This window comes from Klebsiella quasipneumoniae subsp. quasipneumoniae (assembly GCF_020525925.1).
In the GTDB taxonomy this organism is placed as follows: domain Bacteria; phylum Pseudomonadota; class Gammaproteobacteria; order Enterobacterales; family Enterobacteriaceae; genus Klebsiella; species Klebsiella quasipneumoniae.
Genome location: NZ_CP084876.1, coordinates 4,959,305 through 4,980,127 on the forward strand (window position 1 = coordinate 4,959,305; position 20,823 = coordinate 4,980,127).

Genomic DNA, 20,823 nt, shown 5'->3' on the forward strand with positions numbered 1-20,823 from the left:
GGCCTGACGATCACTGATCTTCGATCAACAGCGCTTCCAGCAGGTCGAGGTCGTGCAGCAGCTTCTGCAGCGTCTCGTTACTGATCTGCCGGGTGGCGCGCAGATGGTACAGCTCACCGCGCTCAGAGCGCAGCGCCGCCAGGCGGAAGCGCCGCTCCAGGCTCTCTTCGAGCATCGAGGTTTCCACATCGTTACGACCATCGGCGCGGCGGCGCAGGTTACCGATCACCCGCGAACTGACTTCGGTCAGCAGCTGGTTATCGATATTCTCTTTGGTATCCGCCGCCAGCCGCTCTTCCATCTTCTGGATCGCCACAATCGCCACGTCCGCCGTCGCCGCGCGCGCCAGACGCTCCTCTTTCCGCTGCTGCACATTATCGCTCGATTCAATGTGGCGCAGCAGGATCGGCAGCGCAATCACCCCAACGAACAACGAGAACAGGATCACCCCGGCGGCGAGGAAAATCAGCTCATAGCGCGCCGGAAAGACATTCCCGTCCGGCAGTAGCAGCGGAATAGAGAGCACACCGGCGAGGGTAATCGCCCCGCGCACCCCGGCAACGGAGGAGATCAGCAGCTCGCGCGTGGTCCAGGAGCCAAACTCCATCGGTTTCTTCTTCAGGAAGCGCTGGCTAAGCTTACGCATCGACCACAGCCAGCCAAAACGCACCAGCATCAGCGCGGCATAGATCAGGATGATGTCGGTAAACAGCATCCAGGTCTCGACATTAGGGTCGGCTTCCGCCGCCACCAGCGAGCTGGAGAGGATATCCGGCAGCTGCAGGCCCAACAGCAGAAACACCATGCCGTTAAAGACAAACTCCAGCATCGCCCAGGTGCTGTTGGCGCGCAGGCGCATCGCCAGCGGCGCGGTACGCATCACGCCGGAACGGGTGATGGTCATCCCTGCCGCCACCGCCGCCAGAATGCCGGAGACGCCGATATGTTCGGCAATCAGATAGGAGGCAAACGGCAGCAGGAACAGCAGGACGATCTGCGTGGCGGGCTCGTCACCGCCCCAGCGGCTGAGGAAGCGCATCGAGCGGCCATACGACCAGCTCACCACAAACCCGGCCAGCACGCCGCCAATCGCCACTTTCAGAAACTCGACGGTGGCGCCGCCGACGGTAAAGACCATGGTGCCCATCGCCACCGCGACGGCAAACTTGAGCGAGACCAGGCCGGAGGCGTCGTTCATCAGCGCCTCACCCTGCAAAATGCCCATGATTTTTTTCGGTATCCGCCCTTCCCCGACGATACCCGAAAGCGCCACGGCATCGGTCGGCGACAGCACGGCCGCCAGCGCGAACGCCGGGATCAGCGGAATGCCCGGCACAATCCAGTAGATCAGAAAGCCGATGCCGACCACCGTCACGACCACCAGCGCCAGCGCCAGGCCGAGGATCTCGCGCCCGTGCTCAATGAATTCGCGAGTTGGCGTTTTCCAGCCGTCGGCGAACAACAGCGGCGGGATAAACAGGACCAGAAACAGCTCTGGATCAAATTCAACATGCAAACCAAAGGTCGGCCACGCCAGAAGCGCGCCAATGGCGATTTGCATCAGTGGAAGTGGAACCTGAAAGGGCAGTACGCGCGTCACTACCCCGGAGAGTGAGACCACAAGGGTCATGATGAGGATGGTAAAGAATATTTCCATGTGTTCCCTGTTTGCTGCGTTTTCTTTTATACCTGTGAGGCGTCTTGCCTTTGAATCATACGCTACCCAGATTAACGCAAATGGAAACAGGATGTGGCTTAAAAATAAAACGGGCGGCCTGAGCCGCCCGTGAGGAGCACAAAGGGTTTAAATCGCCCACCCGCCGGCGTAGAACACCACCAGCGCCACCGCGATAATCACCGTGCCGAGGTTCAGCTTACGCCACTCGCCGGAGACCAGGCGGCCGATCACCAGGGTCGCGAAACCGATCATGATGCCGGTCACGATGTTGCAGGTCAGCACGATAAACACCGCGGTGATCAGGCCAGCCATGGCGTCAACGAAGTCATTGAAATCGATCTTCGCCACGTTGCTCAGCATCAGCAGGCCGACGTACATCAGCGCCGGCGCGGTCGCGTAGGCCGGCACCAGATAAGAGAGCGGAGAGAGGAACAGGATCAGCAGGAACAGGACCCCTACCGTCACCGCGGTCAGGCCGGTTTTACCGCCGGCTGCCGTACCCGCCGCCGATTCGATATACACCGCCGCCGGCGCCGCCCCGACTAAGCCTGAGAAGACGCTGCTCAGGGAGTCGGTGGTCAGCGCTTTACCGCCGTTGATGATCTGTCCGTCTTTGTCCAGCAGGTTCGCCTGACCGGCCACCGCGCGGATGGTGCCGGTGGCGTCAAAGACCGCCGTCATCACCAGGGCCAGTACGCTGGGCAGCACGACCGGATTCAGCGCGCCGACGATATCCAGACTGCCAATCAGCGAGTTGCCCTGGTCATCGCTCAGGGATGGCATGGCGAAAATCCCGGAGAAATGGACGTTAGGATCGAATATCAGGCCGACAATCGACACGCCGATAATGGTCAGCAGAATACCGCCCGGTACCTTCATTTTTTCCAGACCGATGATCACCGCGAGGCCAATCAGCGACATCACCACCGGGAAGCTGTCAAAGTTCCCCAACGCCACCGGCAGACCGTCCAGCGGGTTTTTGATCACCAGGCCAACGCCATTGGCGGCAATCAGCAGCAGGAACAGACCGATCCCGATCCCGGTACCGTGGGCCACGCCCTGCGGCAGGTTGCGCAAGATCCAGCTGCGGATGCCGGTTGCCGAGATCACCGTAAACAGGACGCCCATCAGGAATACCGCGCCGAGCGCCACCGGAATACTGATGTGCTGCCCCAGCACCAGGCTGAAGGCGGTGAAAGCGGTCAACGAGATAGCGCAGCCGATGGCCATCGGCAGGTTTGCCCATAATCCCATCGCCAGCGAGCCAACGCCCGCCACCAGACAGGTAGAAACAAACACCGCGGCCGGCGGGAAGCCCGCTTTTCCGAGCATGCCCGGCACCACGATGACGGAGTACACCATTGCCAGAAAGGTAGTAAGACCTGCAACAATCTCCTGACGCACGGTGCTACCGCGCGCCGAAATTTTAAACCAGGCGTCTAATGAACCGCCGGTACGCGCTGAAGGCGTAGACATAGAAAACTTCCCCTGAAAATTTTTATTGTTCGTTGATATGCGTGGTGGACCTTCCACTGCCAGTTAAACGCGATCTCCTTGTACCGAATCGCAGCGCCAGGGGGGCCGCAAAAAAGCAAACGTTTAACTCCGCGCATACACTACGGTGTGTCAACCTTATCAACTCCCCCCGGCTAGCAGAAAAAAGAGGGAGTAAAACAGAAAGGCAAACGATTATCCGGCCTTTAGATAACCCTTTTCAACCGATGTTTATCGTATTTCGCTAAATTTCGCTTATGACGAACAGAAAATAACCAGCCGATGCGCAAACGTTATCGTCCATGCGCAATCCGCTAACAATTTTTTAGTGAGTTGCTTTCATTTAGCCGCGTCATCGGATCCGCTGATACTTCAGGCGCCGGGTAAGGTGAAGGGGCCGCCGCGCTCGATAGCCCGCTGCCAGGCCGGGCGCTGTTCCACCCGCTGTCGCCAGGCCTCAATATGGCGAAGATCATGCATGCCGCCGCGGGCCAGCAGCGCCATCACCGGGAAGCTCATCTGGATATCGGCCATGCTCAGCCGATCGCCGGCAAACCATGGCCGCGTGGCAAGATGGTCGTCAATGAACCGCGCATGGGTGGCCAGCTGAGGATCGAGCCACGCTTTCTGGATACCTTTGCCCAGCAGCGAGCCCAGCGAGCGGACGCCAAAGGGCACCGGGGGTTTGCCGAGGCTGGCGAACACCAGCTTCATTAACAGCAGCGGCATCAGCGAGCCTTCGGCATAGTGCAGCCAGAAGCGGTACTGCAGTTTGTCATCCGCGCCCTGTGGCTTCAGCAGCCCATCGCTGTCCCAGCTCTCCTGCAAATACTCAAGGATCGCTCCGGACTCCGCCAGCACATAGCCGTTGTCTTCCAGCACTGGCGATTTCCCCAGCGGGTGGATTGTCTTCAATGCCGCTGGCGCCAGCATCGACTTTTCCCGCTGATAGCGGACTATCTGATAAGGCAGCTGTAGCTCCTCCAGCGCCCACAGTACGCGTTGCGATCGTGACTGATTAAGATGATGTACCGTCAGCATGGGCCTCTCCCGTGGTTTGTTCAAATTAACTATAGGAACAGGCGCGGATTGCCGGGAAAATTTCGGCAAAATAGTGAGGAAAAAACGGCGGCGGATGCCATAGTTAAAGTGTCGACGCAAACCGGAACCTCCATCAACAGATTGCGCAATACTGAGGGACGTCGACGTCGGGGGAAACCCTCTCGTGAACCAACGAGATAATGCGAAAGACCAAGACCGGAAAACAACTAAAGCGCCCAGTTGTGGCGCTTTAGTTTTATCACTCCTCCTCCAGCAGCCGGGCGCCGGTCCCCTCTTCCCCCAGTTTATCGCCCGGGTTGCGTAGCGGGCAGTCGCGCCGCGATAAACAGCCGCAGCCGATGCAGCCGTCGAGCTGGTCGCGCAGCGCCGTCAGGGTGTGGATACGCCGGTCCAGCTCCTCGCGCCACTGGGATGACAGCATTTTCCACTCTTTTGCGCTGAGATTGTGCCCTTCCGGCAGCACGCCAAACGCGTCGCCGATGGTGGCCAGCGGGATGCCGATACGTTGCGCAATTTTGATAATCGCCACCGCGCGCAGGACATCGCGCCGGTAGCGCCGCTGATTGCCGGCATTCCGCTGGCTGTGGATCAGCCCTTTACTCTCATAAAAATGGAGGGCCGAGACCGCCACGCCGGTTCGTTTTGCCACTTCCCCGGGCGTCAGCAGCATTTTGATGCGGGGTGATTTCTTTTCCATAAAGCGCTTTACCTCAAGTTAACTTGAGGAATTATACTCGCCCGCAGACAAAACGACGAATCGAGAATTGAGAGAGGCCGCTTTATGTCCCATCAGGATATTATTCAAACACTGATTGAATGGATTGATGAACATATCGATCAACCACTTAACATTGATGTAGTCGCCAGAAAGTCAGGATACTCGAAGTGGTACCTGCAGCGGATGTTCCGCACCGTGATGCATCAGACGCTGGGGGATTATATTCGTCAGCGCCGTCTGCTGCTGGCGGCGGAGGCGTTGCGAACCACCCAGCGGCCGATCTTTGATATCGCCATGGATCTGGGCTACGTCTCGCAGCAAACCTTCTCGCGAGTCTTCCGCCGGGAGTTCGACCGCACCCCCAGCGACTACCGCCATCAGATCTCCGCGTGACGCGACGGCTGAGGCACGTTCACGGGCGCGGGCGCATTGGCTAACCACTGCATAAACTCCCGCGCCGGCATCGCTTTCGCAAACAGCCAGCCCTGGCAATACTGCACGCCGCGCTTGTAGAGCCAGCTTACCTGCTCAGGCGTCTCCACGCCTTCCGCGATAGTCTTTAGACGCAACCCGCGCGCCATCTCGATGATGTGTTCGGCAATCAGGTGGCTGGTGTTGTTGGTGGTCAACGTATCAACGAAGGTTTTATCGATTTTAAGGATATCGACATTCAGGGCGTGCAGATTATGCAGATTCGAATAGCCGGTGCCGAAATCATCGATGGCAATTTCATAGCCCGCTTCGCGGAACGCCTGAATCACCGGCGTGGTCTTCGGTACGTCGATAAACCCCCGCTCGGTTACTTCGATTTTGATCTGCCCGATACAGACCGCATAGCTGCGCGCTTTCTCACTGATCTGTGAAATCAGCCGCGCCGAGTGGAAGTCCGACGCAGAGAGATTGATCGCCACGTACAGCTGCGGATGGCTGGCAAGAAACTCTCCCATTTCGTAAAACAGCTCATCCACCACGTAGTCCGTCACCTGGGCAATCATGCCTTCATTTTCCGCCAGCGGAATAAACTCCGCCGGGTTCATCACCGGACCGTCAAACCCTGGCCAGCGCAGCAGCGCTTCCGCCCCGACGCAGCGGTTATTTTTAATATCGATAATCGGCTGGTAGTGCAGGCGCAGCTGGCGGCAGCTCAGAGCCCGCTGCAGCATATTGCGCGGCGAGTGATACTGACGGCGGGTGCGCGACCACACCAGCACCAGTAAAATACTGCAGATGATCCCCAGCGGCAGCGTCAGGCTGGCCTGGTCACAAAAGTTGTGATAATAGCTGGCCCGCGAGGTGGACATAATGACGGCGATCGGCCGGATAGCAGAGCGGGCTATCGTATACACCCGGCCATTCTGATTAAAAAAGGTATCGCCTTCGCGAATTAACGCATGGAGCTCCGCGGGCTCGACATTGTTACTAACCGAGAAAAAGAGGTTGGTTTTGGTATCGAACACGCCATAGGCTAAATCGCGATCGCTGGCGATCACTGAGCTGAACGAGAAGGGATTGACCACCACCACATAGGGTCCCTTCTGCATATAATTCATGGCAAAGCCGGGATAAAACGGCGTGTCCCGGTAATAGTAAATCGCGACATCCGGCTTTTTGGTGTAATTGGCCGCCGGCATCCGCCAGCCGGTTTGCTGATGAACGGACGTTGAACAGATAAAGCGCTGACCGTTAGCGTAGATCAGATCTTCCACATACAGCAGGCCGCGAACGATATGCAATAAATAACGCTGATGGTCCGCTGAGCACAGCTCCCCGCGATACTGGCTGGCTTTCGCCCGGGCCTGATCCGCTTCGCGGATGACCATTTCCGTTTTTTGCAGCGCCAGCTGCGAAAATGAGTGTAATTGATCAATGGTTTCGGCTTTTGCCCGCAGCTGGGCAAACCACAATGCCAGTACCACTGGCAATAAAATAACCAAACCCGTTCCGATGAGCCTTAGCGCCTTATGCGGCGTACTGTCACCCATTTACGCTTACATCCATGCGATATGCCTTAATTAAGGTAGCCCAAACACGTTAGCAATCGCGACTGCGATAGACATCAGCCGATTTCCGCCAGCCCTCACGGGCGTCAGCTTTACCACTGACAGGGAAGAATAATACTTATTTATCAGGTATTCGGAAGATATTCCGCCAAGATTAAGAATAGACGCGCTTCTGACTCGGTTTCTCCGTGTATTAAACAAGAACAAGTAATAAAACCCGCAGAATAATAATCATTAGCAAGAGAATGAAAATAAGATCATCGGAGGTTACTTACTAATATCCACATTAATAACATTGTTATTAAGCGCAGCGAAAGCTCATTTTTTGACTGGTGAATAAAGCGCCAAGTGTGATATAGTTCACACAAGTTGATGAAACAGAAATGGCGTTTCATCACTCTCTAGTACGCCAGTTGAGACCAGAGCGCTATGCCATCGTCAGTCGCGCCAGGTCGTCCATGGCTCCCCGACTTTCTTTGAGGACAGGTTAATGGCTTCCATTACTACCAGTGTTGTGTTGTTGCGCTGGCCCCTGGTGAGCGCGGTACTGATGTTTCTTGCCAGTTCACTGAATATCCAACTTCGCAAAAGCGATTATGCCGGTCTGGCGGTGATCTGCAGCTGCCTCGGCCTTGCCGCCGCCTGCTGGTTCGCCACCGGTTTGCTCGGCATCACCCTGCTCGATATTGCCAAAATCTGGGGCAATATCAAAGATGTGATGATTGAAGTCATGAGTCAGACACCGCCAGAATGGCCAATGATGATGACCTGAGGTTAAAAAGCTTCCCACCGGGAAGCTTTTTCGTTTTCTGCAGCCCTTATTTCCCCAGTTTTGCCATCATCTCCGGACGCATAAATTTATGGATCACCACCATAAAGAGCAGCGATGGCGCCAGTAAAATCAGCGCGGTAATCGACGAGACCTGATAGTTACCCGACATGCTGGCGTTATAGAGCAGCAGCGGCAGCGTAGTGACATCCGGCGCCCCGACGAAGAAGGTGCCGGTAAACTCATCCAACGACTCCAGAAAAACAAAGATGCTCGCGGCAACGATCCCCGGCGCCGCCTGCGGCAGCACGATGTGCCAGAAGGTATACATCGGTCCGGCGCCCAGGTTACGCGATGCCCGCGCCAGCAGCGGGTCGATGGCTGAAAACGCGGCCACACAGATCCACACCGAGTACATCAGACCGTGGACGCTATGCACCAGCACCACCCCCGCGATAGTTCCGTTCAAGCCCCACTGGTAAAACAAACGGGCAATATTCATGTATACCGTCAGGTTGGGAAAGGCCTGCGGGAGGAGAAACAGCAGCATAAACAGCACCCGCAGCGGCATTTTCCGCCGGGAAAGCGCATAGCCGGCGGGAACGGAAATCAGCAAACAGACCACCACCGACAGCAGGGCGATCAGTACGCTGGTTAACAGCGAGCTGGAGACATCGCTGTACGGATTGAAGACCTGATACCAGTACTTCAGGCCCCACTGGCTGGGCAGCGAATGGGGAAAATACCAGCTTTCCGCTACGGTCCAGATCAACAGGTTCAGAAGCGGGCCAAACATCGCCAGCAGCATAAACAGCAGTAGCAGGGTCTGCAGCACCGGGCTGGCGTTCACTTTACGGCGTCCTCTTACCCACCATGACGGAGAGGAAGCAAGGTGCAGCGCTTTCATCCTTCACCGCCTTTTTGCTGCAGGCTGTGGCGCAGGTAAAACCACGACAGCGCGCCGCAGATCGCCAGCGACACCACGCCAAGCGCATTCGCCACCGCGTAATCACCATAGGAATTGACGCGAAACGCCATATCCACGGTCAGCATCGTCGGCGTCCCCACGCCGATCATCAGCGGTACCGACAGCACCGACATCATGGTTACCGTCGACAGCACCAGCGCCACTCCGATGGTCGGCAGGACCTGCGGCAGCATAATATCGAACAGCAGCCGCGGCCGGGAGGCGCCAAGATTACGTGCGGCGAGGATCTGCGACGGCTCCAGCGCCGCCATCGCTCCGCAGATCAACAGCGTAGCAAAGGCCAGCTGCTTCCAGACAAAGGTAATGACAATTCCCTTCCATCCCAGCCAGGAGAGGGTCTCCAGCGGCCTGACCAGATCGGCCGCCACCAGCGCATTGTTCATCAGGCCATTTTTGGCGAGAAAAGTGCGCATCATCTGGGCGACGACAATAAAGGGGATAAACAGCGGCAAGCGATACAAAAAACCCAGCAGGCGAACAACGGGCCGGCAAGGCGACAGCGCAATCACTGCCGAGAGGGTAATGGCGATCAGCGCTAACAACGCCACTGAGATCAGCACGATAAGCAGCGAAAAGAGCACATCGTTGGCGTAAAGCGCATAGACCTTGCGAAAATGATCGAGGGTGAACGACTGTCCCGGCGCGGTAAACGCCGAGACCAGCGAAAACCCCAGCGGATACAAAAACAGGACCGCGATCATCAGCGCGGCCGGGGCAACCAGCAGCAAGTATTTCAATGAACTGGACATAAAGGACCTGGCGTTGGCACAAGCAAGCGCCCGGGTCGGCGACCCGGGCTGGAAAAAGGGTTAATTGGCCACCTGGCTTTCGTAACCCTCTTTGATATCGTCAAAGTAGGGGGCGATCGGGAAGCTTTTGCCATACTTCGCCAGGGCTTCAGGCGAAATTTCGGCAAACAGCTTTTGCCAGGTCGCCGCATCCAGCTTCGGCTTCACCTGCCCGGCGTCGATGCCCGGGTACCAGTTGAACTGCTTAACGATCCCCTGCGCCTGCACTTCCGGGCTGGTGGCCAGCGCGATAAAGTCGCGCGCCAGCTGCGGATTCGCCGCTTTCGCTGGGATGACGTAATACATCGGCTGACCCGGCATACCCGGGGCCAGTAAAGCGAGCTTAATCGATGGCGGCAGCTTGCCCTGATCTTTCCAGCTATAGAACATGTCGACCCATACCGGGCCCATGGCGATCTCTCCCCGACTTAGCATATCGAGCGTTCCGGCGTTGCCCGGAGTGAAAGTGACATTTTTATTAAACGCTTTCAGTTTCGCATAGGCCTGCTGCCAGCCCTTTTCGACGCTTTTATCATAAGGCGCGGAGGAGAGGCGCTCGGCGCCGGTCCCGTAGGCGTAGATCCAGCCCACCACAAAGCTAACGCCGGACATGCCGTTCTTGATGCCGTTATAGCCAAAAGCCTGCGGATGTTTCTGCGTCCACGCGACCAGCTCGTCATACGACGCCGGTGGCGTACTGACGAGATCGCTGTTCCAGGCGATAGCGGTCTGGCTTAAGAACATCGGCATGACGTATCCGTCGACGTTAACGCCGAGCGCCTGGGTGGCGCTCGGCGAGCTCACCATGCCGCCGGTCTGAATATCCTGGCGATATTTTTGCAGCAATCCCTTTTCCACCTGTTCGCCCCCCGCCTTCTGATGCACCACGGCGACGTCGATATCCCACTGCTGCGCGCCGCTCTCCTGTTGGGCGCTCAACTTCTCGCTGATTTTATTCGACCCGGCGTCGCCAGGGCCGGTACCGATCACCCGCACCTTGACGCCGGGATGAGCGGCTTCAAATTTTGGCCCCAGCCAGGTTTTCACGTAATCCACCATATTCTGATCGCCCGCGGTAGCGACGTTAAGAAAGGTGTCGGCCTGGGCGCTAACGCTCAGGCAGAGGGTCGTTAAGATCGCTGCTTTCGTCTTAGTAAACATGGATTGTCCCCAGAATGAACACGCTGATATCACTGTGATAGTGGTAAAGGAAAAATATGGAGGGCCGGCATGGGCACATGGAGCCTGACGCGGCTTTTCGTCGGCCAGCACTGAGCGGAGTCGGCCTGCAGCAGGCGGTCATGGCAGCGCACGCTGTGGCGATACAGATTGCCCAGAAACGCGCTTTGCTCCACCATCCCCTCCAGGGCGAGCCCCTCCTGCGGCGCGGGCTGCGTTAATTCGCCGAGCGTGGCATCGGCGCTGCGAAAATAAATGACTTTTTCACCCTGCTGAGCTGCGGATAAACCGGATATTGCGGCAGCAGATATTTCATCAGAGGTTATTTTATTATCGGCGCCCATAAAATCAGCGACGAAGGGTGTCGCGGGTCGCTGATATATTTGTTGCGGCGTACCGGTTTGCTCAATTCGCCCCTGGTTTAATACTGCAATACGGTCCGCCATCACTAATGCCTCCTGTTGATCGTGGGTGACAATTAACGACGTAAAGCCGAGTTTCTTTTGCAGAGATTTAATTTCATGGCGCACATTGAGCCGCACTTTGGCATCCAGATTAGATAACGGCTCATCCAGCACCAGCACCTGAGGCTCTATCGCTAGTGCCCTCGCCAGCGCCACCCGCTGCCGCTGGCCGCCCGACAGTTCAGTCACCTTCACGTCAGCCAGCCCGTCGAGATTGACGATCCGTAGCAGCTCCGCCACTCGCCGTGTGATGTCCGCCCCGCGCCATTTGCGCAGCTTCAGGCCATAGCCAATATTGCGCGCCACCGTCAGGTGCGGCCACAGGGCGTAGCTTTGAAACACCATGGTGATATTGCGCTGCTCCGGCGCCTGATGGGTGATCGCTCGGCTGGCGATGGAGATCTCCCCGCTTTCCACCGGAATAAAACCGCAGAGGGCATTCAGCAGGGTGGTTTTTCCACATCCCGAAGGACCGAGCAGCGCGATCATCTCCCCCTGCTCGACCGCCAGATCGATATTATGTAAAACCACTTTATCGCCATAACAAATTTTAAGGCCGGAGATCTTTAAATAACTCATATTCGCTACCTGACAGCGCTGTTGCGGGCATTTTTTATTGCTGTGAACACGTGTTCATTTAGCTGTAAAAAAAATGCAACGTTAACTCGACATGATGTGAGCCTACTTTGTCGGGTATTTATGACAATTTAATTAAGCGGCAAAAAATTTTGGCGAGGGTAAATGAAAATAGATGTGCTTGGCTGCGGGAGCGCCTTTTCCTGCACGCAAAATACCTCCGCGCTGCGGGTAATCGACGCGGACAACAAACAGTGGTTAATCGACTGCGGACCCACCGTTCCCCGCGCGCTCTGGCAGCGCGGCGGCGGGGTCAACGATATCGACGCGATCTACTTCACCCACGTTCATCCGGACCACTGCACCGGTCTGACGGCGCTGCTGAATTACTGGAAAAGCGGCTCCCGCCAGAAGCCGCTGATTATCTACTGCCAGCCGACGCAGCAGCCGGTGCTCATGCAGCTGGCCGCGCTGGCGAACTGGCCGCAGGCGGAGCTCGGTTTCACCATCGACTGGCAAGCATGTCGCGAAGCCTGGACGTGGCAGGACTGGCAGATCCGCACTGCCCCCACCCAGCATGAGCTGAGTAATCGCGCCATCCGTATCACCATTGCCGGGCAGACGCTGTTTTACAGCGGCGATGGCCGGCCGACCGCCGACTCGATGGCCCTGATGGCCGGCGCCGGGCTGGCGTTTCAGGAGTGTGCCTCGGTGGCGGCCCTGGACGATGACGCCTCTCATGGCGATTTCCCCTCTTGCCTGATGCTGTTCAGAACGCTGCAGCTCCCGGCGCTGGGGCTCTATCACTGCGAGGACGCTGCCCTGCCGGGGCTGAAGCAGGCCTGCCAGCCGTGGCCGGGGTTATTCGTTTCCCGGGATGGGCTCGCCTTAACGCTGCCGCGTCCCCCGTTTACCGACGAGGCGCACATCCTATGAGCACCGCATCACGTAAAGCCAGCGTCACCGCCCAGGATGTCGCACGGCGTGCGGGCGTCTCCCGGGCGGTGGTGTCCCGGGCGTTGAGCAGCAACGGCAGCATCTCTCCCGATGCCCGGGCGCGGGTGTTGCGCGCCGCCGAAGAGCTGGGGTATCAGGTTAACTTCCTCGCCCAGGGGCTGAACCGCCAGCGCAGCCACTTAATCGGCGTGATCGTCTCGCGCATCAGCGATCCTTTTCGCAGCGCCCTGCTTGATGCCTTGCTCAACGAGATCCAGCGCCAGGGCTTTCAGGCGCTGGTGAGCGAGATCCATAGCGAGCAGGATCTGGCGCATACCCTGCGCCGTTTCACGCAGTTTCGCGTCTCCGGGGTTATCGTTACCTCCGGCCAGCCGCCGGAAGCGCTGGTGAACGAGTGCGTTCACCAGCATATTCCGGTAGTGGGCATTAACCGTCAACCGACGATCCCCGGGGTGGATTATGTCTGCTCTGATAACGCCGCCGGCGCCGAACTGGCCGCTAACCAGCTGTTGCGCAGCGGCTGTCGGCGCTTCGGCTGGCTCAATACTCTCCCTTCCACCTGGGCCGGGCGCATGCGCGGTGAAGCATTCAGCCGGGCGCTACAGGCGCGCGGAGTGGACATCGAACGCGACCTGGCGCACCTCGCCTGTCCGGAAGAGGGCTACGTCGGCGGTGAGCAGGCCGCGGCGCTCGCTGACGAGGTGCCTGAGGGGATCTTTTGCGCGAATGCCCAGCTTGCCTGTGGCTTTCTTGATGGGATGCGCCAGCGCGGCAAACAGGCGCCTGAGGATTTTCAGCTGATTGGTTTTGATAACACGCCGCCGACCGCGCAATATAGCTATCAGCTCACCACCCTACATCAGGATGTGGCGGCGATTTCCCGCCAGGCGCTTGCCCGGCTGCTGGAGCGCACCGCCGACCCTTTACAACCTTCACGCACCACATGGGTGGAGGTGACATTAATTCACCGGCGCACGTCGCCCTTTGTTATCTGAGAGCAGGACTATGACGGAAGCACAACGAGAGTCATTATGCGCCTTAATTCGCCAGGCTGGCGCCCACGCCCAGGCGCTACGCGATGCGGGATTACAGGTCGATAAAAAATCGCGCCAGGATTTTGTGTCGCAGGCGGATCTCGCGGTAGAACAAGAGATTAAAGGCTGGCTGCAGGCCCATTTTCCCCAGGAGGGTTTCCTCGGCGAGGAGAGCGGTTTCGCCGGCGATGCACAGACCGTCTGGGTGCTCGACCCTGTCGATGGCACCACCAACTTTATCCTCGGTATGGATTACTGGTGTATCTCGCTGGCGCGAGTGTGCCAGGGTGAGCTGACGCTTGGCATTATCTACGCCCCCGATCGCGATGAGTTTTTCTTCGCTGGTCGCGGCGAAGGCGCGTATCTCAACGGCCAGCGCCTGACGCTACGCGAACCGGATCCGGATGCGGTGGTAGTGGGTATGGGCCGCTCCAGCCGCGCCCCGGCCAGCGACTACGCCTGGGCCATCACCACCCTGCTCGACGCCGGCCTGGAATATCGCCGCTTCGGCGCGGGCGCCCTGATGCTGGCGCATGTCGCCGCCGGCCAGCTCCATGCCTATTATGAAGCGCATATGAACAGCTGGGACGCGCTGGCAGGCATGCTGTTGATTGAGGAGGCGGGCGGAACGTGCAATGCGTTTCTCGCCAATGAGGGGCTGCGGCGAGGTAACCGCGTGCTGGCCGGCTGCGCAGGCGTCCAGCCACGACTGGCCGCCCTGCTGGAGAAATGACGCTACACCGCCCCCGGCGTGGCCTGACTAACGCCAGGTTTCGCTGCGGGGAATATTATTCGGGCAGCGCTTAATCGCGCAAAAGGACTGGTAAAAACAGGAGTCAGACCGCTCGCCGCCGGCATGGTACGGGCACGATGGCCGCTCGCGTAATATTTCCCACTGCGCCTCGTCGTACACCGCAATATTGTAGATTTTTAATGAATGATACTGGTCATTAATTAAAACTCTTGAGGAATAGAGCTTCATTGTCTCGCCGGGCAGCAGGATCACATCGGCCTCGTACCACATAATAAATTTTAAGAAACGCAGGCTGGATATCGCCGAAAAGGCGATGCCGGATTGCGGGCAGATCAGGGTATTAAGAATAGTCCATTTCATATTCCTTCCTTATATAAATGCTACAAATTGTTACCGTATATAGTGATAGCATTCATTAATATAAACTGCAAGCATCCCTGACAATTATGTGACTTAAGACAATTCCTAACAACATACTCCATTATTAGTAACGTTTACTTTTCGTCGAGAGATTAATGATTAGACCCTATAAAAACAGAAACAAATCAACCTAAAAAAAGAAAATACAATAAAAAATAAGATTAAATAAAAATAATTGACAATATGTATTAGTCCCTTTGGATGAGCCTTCATCCATTCGTATCAGACGATGTGGCGCTGAGCGTCGCCAAAGCTTCCGCCGGCAGAGAGGACGACGGCAGCCAGCTATTTATTGCGCGGTTGCCTCGGCGTACGACAACAGACCCGCGCAGCCATCAGGCCGCGCTCGGGTAAATGTCTTTGGTATACCGCCATAGCGAATATCTTTGCGATAATATCGCCATGGCGATTGATCTTATTTAGCTCAATCCGTATGTCGGGGTACCGTCTACAGAATATTGCCACGCCGGTCTAATAAGCCCCGCTGGGGCCTTACCAGGTTTTGCCGATATTAAACTGAAACTGCTCTGCTTTATCGCCATCATACTTTTTAAATGGCTCTGCCCATGAGAAGACCAGTGGACCGAGAGGAGACATCCACTGCACGGCAATCCCAGCGGAGAGACGAATATGACTCGGATCGCCGTAGTCAGGGATCCCTGCCGCCTGCGTCTGCGCGGTGTTTTGCCAGGAGGTGCTCCAGACCGTCCCCGCATCAACAAACAGCGAGGTTCGCAGACTATCGGCATATTTGTCATTCACAAAGGGGGTTGGAATGATAAATTCGCTGTTCAGCACCGCCATGGCATTCCCGCCGACCGCATCAGATGAGGAGTCCAGCGGGCAGGCGCTATAGCTGCTTTCGCTGCCGTTACAACGGTAATAGGCCGCTTTAGGCCCGATGGTGTTAGATGAGAAGCCGCGCACTGTCGACGAACCGCCAGCGTAAAAGTTATCGTAGAACGGCACACTTTTGCCGTCTAACCCGCCGGCATAGCCTGCGCGCAGGCGTTCCATCCAGATCCAGCGCTTATTCTCGTTCAGTGGCAGATACTGGGCAGTGTCAAAGGAGAGTTTGTAATAACTGTTATCCGAGCCGGGGAGGGTCAGTTTTCCGCTAAGGCTGCTTTTGTTTCCCGCTCGCGGGAAAAAGCCGCGGTCGAGGTCGTTGTAACCCCATCCAATACTCACAAAATAATCGTTGGCGCTATATTTCGCGCCGCTGTCGCCATCTTTCGTCACCACGCTGGGCTCGATTCCGCGAGAACTGAGGTAGCGCCAGGTCGACAGCTCCGGATCCATATTAGTCAGCCGATTATGAACATAATCCAGTCCCAGGTTCAGGGAGTTATTTTCGCTAATTGGAAACCCCAGCGTACTGCCTAAGCCGTAGCTCTGCTGGTTATAGCTCCCGGCGTCCGCATCGGAAGCATCATAGCTGTTATAAAAAATCTTTCCGCCCAGGCTAATGCCATCGACGGTAAACCACGGATTCGTCGCCCCCAGTTCAAGATAAGACTGATAGCTGTTGCGCGTCCCGTTGAAGCTAACGCTGTTGCCCGTTCCCAGCCAGTTATCCTGAGTCACGCCAAGCTGATAGCTCACGCCGCTGTCCGTTCCAAATCCCAGGCCCACGTTAAATGAGCCGGTGTTGCGCTCCTTCACCTTGTAGACCACATCGACCTGATCCGCCGTCCCACTAACCGGAACGATCTGCTGTTCAACGTTCTCAAAAAAACCCGTTCGGTCAAGACGTACTTTCCCTTGCTCGACTTTTTCGTTGTTGAGCCACGCCCCTTCCATTTGACGCATTTCACGACGCAGCACCGCGTCCCGGGAGGTGTCGTTACCGGAAAAGCGGATCTGGCGTACCGAGTAGCGGCGACCCGCGTCGACCTGAATATGCAGCGTCATACGGTGATGCGCATCATCGATTTCCGGCGTGGTCGTCACTTGCGGCCAGGCATAACCATACTTGCCGAAACGCTTTTTGATCTCATTTTCAATCGTGGTGACTTGCGCCCCGCTATACCATGCCCCCGCCAGCGGCTGGGCAAGGGCCTCGATCTCCGGTCCATGCTGCGCCAGGTCGCCTGTCACCTGAGTTCGGTCGACCCGATAACGTTCGCCTTCATTGAGGGTGATGGTGATATACAAGGATTTTTTATCTGGCGTCATACTGACCTGCGTGGACTGGATAGCAAAGCGCGCATAGCCGCGATCGAGATAAAAACTGCGCAGCGTTTCCAGATCGGCTTCCAGCTTCTGTTTCTGGTATTTTTTATCCGCTACCACGTTCCACCACGGCACATTATCGCGTAGCTGAAGCTGGTCCAGGAGCGTCTCTTCTCGAAACGCCTGATTACCGATAATGTTTATTTGTGCGATTTTCGCCGATACGCCTTCCTGAAAGACGAACGTTAAGTCAACGCGATTACGCGGTAACGGGGTCACCACAGCGTGAACCTGCGCACTGTATTTCCCCGCGCTGTAATAGAAATCCTGCAACCCCTTTTCTATTTCGCTGAGCGAATTTCTATCCAGTGCGCTACCTGCAAAAATACCTGTCGCGGTGAGATTCTCCGTTAACGCATCATCCTTCACCGACTTATTCCCGGAAAAACTGATGCTGGCAATAGTGGGCCTCTCCTTAACCTGCACCACCAGCGTTTTCCCATCGCGCAGGATCTGCACATTCTCGAAATTGCCGCTCGCATACAGCGCGCGCACCGCCTCGCTGACTTCCTCTGGCGTCACCGTTTCTCCCGCGTGCAACGGCATACTTAATAGCGCCGCCCCGACGGTCACGCGCTGCAGCCCTTCAAAACGAATATCATCAACTTGATATGATGTTGCGGCGTACAACGTTAAAGGGGTAATCAATAATCCGCTGATGATATGAGTCTTTTTTAACATGAATGTGTCGTCTACGAGATAATGAGCAATAGCAGTTATCTGCTGGCGTTGAGCTTATTTGTTCAGGTTGCGTATCTAAGATATGCGACAGAATTAACCTGAGCGAGGCGCAGAATTACATGCAATTATGGCGACAAAATGGAGAAAAAAAGGATGTTAAATCATCTTTAAAAATATATTTAATGATGGAACTTTCCCTGAACTCCGTGGTTCTAATGGCCAACACCAGAGCTATATTTAGATTTGCCTGAACGGTTTTTATTGAAAAAGCCCCCTTTCTTGCTAATGGAAAGGGGGAAGGATCTCGTTAGGAATGTTGTTCTCTGGAATCACCAGGAACAGGCACAATCATATTCTTAAAGCCAGCAGATATAATGAAGAGAAATTGAATAAATTATGCAATCGACATCACAACATTCTTTCATGTATTTACCGCCAGATGACAATGGCGAAAATCTCCATATTTTCCTCAAAATAGCAGAATACAGTAGGGACGCCTTATCAAGGCATCAAGGAAAGTCTATCGTTATCTACAATAGCCAAGCAGTGGCGCCTCGCCAGGGAAGGTGAGGAATAGGCTTCACCATCCTGCCGCCTCCCATCATCAATTACAGGGAATTGCGTATGTCACGCTTACTTAAAACGATCTTACCCATCATTATCTGCACCCTCTTTGGGTTATCGTTCGCTTCGCCAGCGCAGGCTGCCTCCAGTCTGCCGATTGTTCTCCCCGCGCTGACATGCGATGCGCTGAGCGCTACCGACTTCAGCGCCGCCGTTGGCGCAAAGGTCACTATCAACCACACTGAAATGCAAACCTCCGCGCAGGGAAGCTGGTGCAAGGTGAGCGCCACTATCGCCCCCCAGATTGGCGTGCAGATTGCCCTGCCGACCCAGCGCTGGAGTCAACGTTTCTTGCAGGTCGGCTGCGGCGGACTGTGCGGGAGCATTAACCTGAGTCTGTCGAATGCCAGCGGCTGCCTGCCGGCAATGAACGGCGAGTTCGTGGTGGCAGCAACCGATATGGGGCACCATGGCAGTATGATGGATGCTTCATGGGCCGAGGATCCGCAAAAGCGCATCGATTTTGCCTGGCGCGCCAACCACCTGACCGCAGTGCTGAGCAAAGCAGTGATTCAGATGCTTTACCGCCAGCCGCCAAAATACGCGTACTTTATGGGCTGCTCAGACGGCGGTCGCGAAGCATTGATGGAAGCACAGCGCTTTCCGCAGGATTTTGACGGTATCAGCGCTGGCGCGCCTGCGGCCTTTTTCCAGTTTCAGAATTCCTTCTTCCACGGCTGGAATGTGGCCGCCAATCAGCGTCCCGACGGTACCGCTGTCTTGTTGAAAGATCGCTTACCTTTGATTCACCAGGCCATACTGTCTCACTGCCCGACGCTTTCCGGCGTGCAGGACGGCATCCTGCAAAACCCGTATGCCTGTCAGTTCTCTGAGACTTGGCTCCCCCGCTGTCCTGCCAACGCTCAGGACCGTTCCGCCTGCCTGACACAGGAAGAGATTGAGGTAGTGAAAAAGCTCTACCGCGGCGCTTACGACAGCCACAGCGCCCAGTTCGTCGCTGGCGGTCTTCCGCTGGGCTCCGAGCTACGCTGGCCGGTGCCGGAGATGCCGACCGGCCACTCAATGTCGGAAATGATGGTACTACCGGCTCTGCAATCCGTGCTCCTGCCGGGAGGAAAACAGAAGATCCATTCGATGCGGGATTTCCCACTTAATCAGCAGAATTTTGACGCCGTCGCTCAACTGGCACCGCTCTATAACGCGGCAAATACCAATCTTCATGCCTATCAACAGCGCGGCGGCAAGCTTATCCTGTGGCACGGTCTGGCCGATGACTCCGTCAGCCCAGCCTTTTCTATCGCCTATTACCGCGGCGTAGAAGCAGAGATGGGCCATGCCGCAACGGATACCTTCCTGCGGTTATTCCTGCTGCCTGGGGTAGCACATTGCGGTAATGGCGAAGGTTACGATCAAATTGATCTCCTTACCCCGCTGATGCGCTGGACCGAGGAAGGCATCGCGCCGCAAGAGCTTATGGCCGGAAAACGGGCGTCAGCCGCCGCCAGGCTGCCGCCGATGACAGAAAAACCAGATGCGCAAACGCAGTTTCACGGCGTGCAGAAAATCAGTCAGCCTTACGCTGACGCCACTCCAGCCGTTATCGCAACGCGTCCGGTGTATCCCTTCCCAGCGATTGCCCGTTATAACGGGCGCGGCGACGTGAATGACGGCGAAAATTATCATGCAGAGCAATCAACCGCGTTTGGTTATCTGCAGGTGGCAAAACCCGCCAGCGACTATATTGGCCCTGATAACCAAAAAAATTATCAGGTTCGCCGCGGCGAGCTCACCGTTCAATAAACCCGGGGCTCCTCATTGAGGAGCCATTCGTTTTTGGGATTGGCCTCAATCATGCGTAGCAAAACGCTCCAGCAATCGGTACTAAACGACCTGATCCTTTGGATCGATAATAATCTGGATAAGAAACTAACCGTCGACGATCTGAGCGATATTTCTGGTTATTCTCCCTGGCATTTATTTCGGCTCTTCCGTTATTATTTTGATCGTTCGCCGATGGAGTATATCCGCCAACAGCGTATGTCGCTCTGTCGCCGTTTATTGCTGACGACGCCTGGTTACCGTATTGTCGATATTTGTATTATGGTTGGTTATGACGATCTCAGTGCGTTTAATCGTACCTTCAAAAAATATCATGCGCTCACACCCACCCAATATCGTCACCGGGTCACGCGACAAAAATAAGGAAGGTCCCCCTCCTCCGCATCGCTGCGGTTGGGAATGGAAGGGGGACAGGGGGTATTGCAGAAGGGAAATAGCAGGATGCTATTATCGAGCCCGGTCGGGATCAACGACCTTGCGCGACGGAAATCAGTATAAAAGGATATTTTGAGCTAATAATGTAGAGGGCGTGAAGATTTTGTCACCATTTATAATTGTCTCCGCCGCTCTCATCTGAAATAAAAAAACCGGGCCGCGCTGCA

General features: G+C 56.1%; 18 protein-coding genes. 7 read left to right on the forward strand and 11 right to left on the reverse strand.

From position 1 onward, the window contains the following. Window positions 1-10 precede the first annotated feature (10 nt). From LGM20_RS23770 to soxR, 4 genes are all read right to left on the reverse strand, one after another. Window positions 11-1,657 (reverse strand): Na+/H+ antiporter, encoded by a 1,647-nt coding sequence (locus LGM20_RS23770; RefSeq protein ID WP_004206334.1) that lies wholly within the window; start codon window positions 1,655-1,657, stop codon window positions 11-13. A 147-nt stretch (window positions 1,658-1,804) separates the two neighbouring features. Further along, entirely contained in the window at window positions 1,805-3,154 is a 1,350-nt protein-coding gene (locus tag LGM20_RS23775) for an NCS2 family permease (RefSeq protein WP_004206333.1), read from the reverse strand. 390 nt (window positions 3,155-3,544) lie between these two features. Then, window positions 3,545-4,213 carry a glutathione S-transferase family protein gene (locus tag LGM20_RS23780; protein ID WP_044525143.1) on the reverse strand — a complete coding sequence of 223 codons (669 nt, stop codon included), beginning with the start codon at window positions 4,211-4,213 and terminating at the stop codon, window positions 3,545-3,547. 259 nt (window positions 4,214-4,472) lie between these two features. Next, window positions 4,473-4,931 carry a redox-sensitive transcriptional activator SoxR gene (soxR, locus tag LGM20_RS23785; protein WP_004206331.1) on the reverse strand — a complete coding sequence of 153 codons (459 nt, stop codon included), beginning with the start codon at window positions 4,929-4,931 and terminating at the stop codon, window positions 4,473-4,475. An 84-nt stretch (window positions 4,932-5,015) separates the two neighbouring features. Between soxR and soxS the strand changes: the two genes are divergently transcribed. After that, window positions 5,016-5,345, forward strand: a complete 330-nt coding sequence (gene soxS / locus LGM20_RS23790) for a superoxide response transcriptional regulator SoxS (RefSeq protein ID WP_023291646.1) — start codon at window positions 5,016-5,018, stop codon at window positions 5,343-5,345. Here soxS and LGM20_RS23795 read toward each other — a convergent pair. After that, window positions 5,330-6,934, reverse strand: coding sequence for an EAL domain-containing protein (locus tag LGM20_RS23795; protein WP_023291645.1), 1,605 nt, complete (start codon window positions 6,932-6,934; stop codon window positions 5,330-5,332). The genes soxS and LGM20_RS23795 overlap by 16 nt on opposite strands. Before the next feature lie 508 nt (window positions 6,935-7,442). Here LGM20_RS23795 and LGM20_RS23800 point away from each other — a divergent pair. Further along, window positions 7,443-7,724 (forward strand): YjcB family protein, encoded by a 282-nt coding sequence (locus LGM20_RS23800; protein ID WP_002885064.1) that lies wholly within the window; start codon window positions 7,443-7,445, stop codon window positions 7,722-7,724. Window positions 7,725-7,770: 46 nt separating this feature from the next. On the opposite strand, the gene LGM20_RS23805 is transcribed toward LGM20_RS23800, so the two are convergent. From LGM20_RS23805 to LGM20_RS23820, 4 genes are read right to left on the reverse strand one after another with little or no spacing between them, the layout of a single operon-like run. Continuing rightward, window positions 7,771-8,628, reverse strand: a complete 858-nt coding sequence (locus tag LGM20_RS23805) for an ABC transporter permease (protein WP_044525142.1) — start codon at window positions 8,626-8,628, stop codon at window positions 7,771-7,773. Further along, window positions 8,625-9,458: an ABC transporter permease gene (locus LGM20_RS23810; protein ID WP_044525141.1), complete on the reverse strand. Its 834-nt coding sequence runs from the start codon at window positions 9,456-9,458 to the stop codon at window positions 8,625-8,627. The genes LGM20_RS23805 and LGM20_RS23810 overlap by 4 nt, the downstream gene beginning before the upstream one ends. A 60-nt stretch (window positions 9,459-9,518) precedes the next feature. Next, window positions 9,519-10,658, reverse strand: coding sequence for an ABC transporter substrate-binding protein (locus LGM20_RS23815; RefSeq protein ID WP_044525140.1), 1,140 nt, complete (start codon window positions 10,656-10,658; stop codon window positions 9,519-9,521). Between the two features lie 29 nt (window positions 10,659-10,687). Then, a complete protein-coding gene (locus LGM20_RS23820) occupies window positions 10,688-11,719 on the reverse strand; it encodes an ABC transporter ATP-binding protein (RefSeq protein WP_044525139.1) in 1,032 nt (343 codons plus the stop codon). Between the two features lie 162 nt (window positions 11,720-11,881). Here LGM20_RS23820 and LGM20_RS23825 point away from each other — a divergent pair, with 162 nt between their 5' ends. From LGM20_RS23825 to LGM20_RS23835, 3 genes are read left to right on the forward strand one after another with little or no spacing between them, the layout of a single operon-like run. Continuing rightward, window positions 11,882-12,652, forward strand: coding sequence for an MBL fold metallo-hydrolase (locus LGM20_RS23825; protein ID WP_044525138.1), 771 nt, complete (start codon window positions 11,882-11,884; stop codon window positions 12,650-12,652). Then, the gene (locus tag LGM20_RS23830) at window positions 12,649-13,668 is read left to right on the forward strand and encodes a LacI family DNA-binding transcriptional regulator (RefSeq protein ID WP_044525137.1); all 1,020 of its coding nucleotides are present in this window, start codon (window positions 12,649-12,651) and stop codon (window positions 13,666-13,668) included. The genes LGM20_RS23825 and LGM20_RS23830 overlap by 4 nt, the downstream gene beginning before the upstream one ends. A 10-nt stretch (window positions 13,669-13,678) precedes the next feature. Then, window positions 13,679-14,440 (forward strand): inositol monophosphatase family protein, encoded by a 762-nt coding sequence (locus LGM20_RS23835; RefSeq protein ID WP_044525136.1) that lies wholly within the window; start codon window positions 13,679-13,681, stop codon window positions 14,438-14,440. Between the two features lie 27 nt (window positions 14,441-14,467). Here LGM20_RS23835 and iraM read toward each other — a convergent pair whose 3' ends face one another. After that, the gene (gene iraM, locus LGM20_RS23840) at window positions 14,468-14,821 is read right to left on the reverse strand and encodes an anti-adapter protein IraM (protein WP_023291644.1); all 354 of its coding nucleotides are present in this window, start codon (window positions 14,819-14,821) and stop codon (window positions 14,468-14,470) included. A gap of 552 nt (window positions 14,822-15,373) precedes the next feature. After that, window positions 15,374-17,797, reverse strand: coding sequence for an outer membrane protein assembly factor BamA (gene bamA, locus LGM20_RS23845; protein ID WP_044525135.1), 2,424 nt, complete (start codon window positions 17,795-17,797; stop codon window positions 15,374-15,376). Window positions 17,798-18,421: 624 nt separating this feature from the next. Here bamA and LGM20_RS23850 point away from each other — a divergent pair. Together LGM20_RS23850 and LGM20_RS23855 are read left to right on the forward strand one after the other, a co-directional pair. After that, complete coding sequence (locus tag LGM20_RS23850; RefSeq protein ID WP_044525134.1) at window positions 18,422-20,182, forward strand: tannase/feruloyl esterase family alpha/beta hydrolase; 1,761 nt, start codon at window positions 18,422-18,424, stop codon at window positions 20,180-20,182. 33 nt (window positions 20,183-20,215) lie between these two features. Continuing rightward, window positions 20,216-20,584 (forward strand): helix-turn-helix transcriptional regulator, encoded by a 369-nt coding sequence (locus LGM20_RS23855; protein WP_048296437.1) that lies wholly within the window; start codon window positions 20,216-20,218, stop codon window positions 20,582-20,584. Window positions 20,585-20,823 lie beyond the last annotated feature (239 nt).

Bases quoted from the DNA above. Each gene is read 5' to 3' on its own strand.
- iraM (WP_023291644.1), bottom strand. From the start codon at position 14,821: ATGAAATGGACTATTCTTAATACCCTGATCTGCCCGCAATCCGGCATC.
- LGM20_RS23810 (WP_044525141.1), bottom strand. From the start codon at position 9,458: ATGTCCAGTTCATTGAAATACTTGCTGCTGGTTGCCCCGGCCGCGCTG.
- LGM20_RS23795 (WP_023291645.1), bottom strand. From the start codon at position 6,934: ATGGGTGACAGTACGCCGCATAAGGCGCTAAGGCTCATCGGAACGGGT.
- LGM20_RS23830 (WP_044525137.1), top strand. From the start codon at position 12,649: ATGAGCACCGCATCACGTAAAGCCAGCGTCACCGCCCAGGATGTCGCA.
- LGM20_RS23770 (WP_004206334.1), bottom strand. From the start codon at position 1,657: ATGGAAATATTCTTTACCATCCTCATCATGACCCTTGTGGTCTCACTC.
- LGM20_RS23820 (WP_044525139.1), bottom strand. From the start codon at position 11,719: ATGAGTTATTTAAAGATCTCCGGCCTTAAAATTTGTTATGGCGATAAA.
- soxS (WP_023291646.1), top strand. From the start codon at position 5,016: ATGTCCCATCAGGATATTATTCAAACACTGATTGAATGGATTGATGAA.
- bamA (WP_044525135.1), bottom strand. From the start codon at position 17,797: ATGTTAAAAAAGACTCATATCATCAGCGGATTATTGATTACCCCTTTA.
- soxR (WP_004206331.1), bottom strand. From the start codon at position 4,931: ATGGAAAAGAAATCACCCCGCATCAAAATGCTGCTGACGCCCGGGGAA.
- LGM20_RS23835 (WP_044525136.1), top strand. From the start codon at position 13,679: ATGACGGAAGCACAACGAGAGTCATTATGCGCCTTAATTCGCCAGGCT.
- LGM20_RS23800 (WP_002885064.1), top strand. From the start codon at position 7,443: ATGGCTTCCATTACTACCAGTGTTGTGTTGTTGCGCTGGCCCCTGGTG.
- LGM20_RS23805 (WP_044525142.1), bottom strand. From the start codon at position 8,628: ATGAAAGCGCTGCACCTTGCTTCCTCTCCGTCATGGTGGGTAAGAGGA.
- LGM20_RS23825 (WP_044525138.1), top strand. From the start codon at position 11,882: ATGAAAATAGATGTGCTTGGCTGCGGGAGCGCCTTTTCCTGCACGCAA.
- LGM20_RS23850 (WP_044525134.1), top strand. From the start codon at position 18,422: ATGTCACGCTTACTTAAAACGATCTTACCCATCATTATCTGCACCCTC.
- LGM20_RS23775 (WP_004206333.1), bottom strand. From the start codon at position 3,154: ATGTCTACGCCTTCAGCGCGTACCGGCGGTTCATTAGACGCCTGGTTT.
- LGM20_RS23780 (WP_044525143.1), bottom strand. From the start codon at position 4,213: ATGCTGACGGTACATCATCTTAATCAGTCACGATCGCAACGCGTACTG.
- LGM20_RS23815 (WP_044525140.1), bottom strand. From the start codon at position 10,658: ATGTTTACTAAGACGAAAGCAGCGATCTTAACGACCCTCTGCCTGAGC.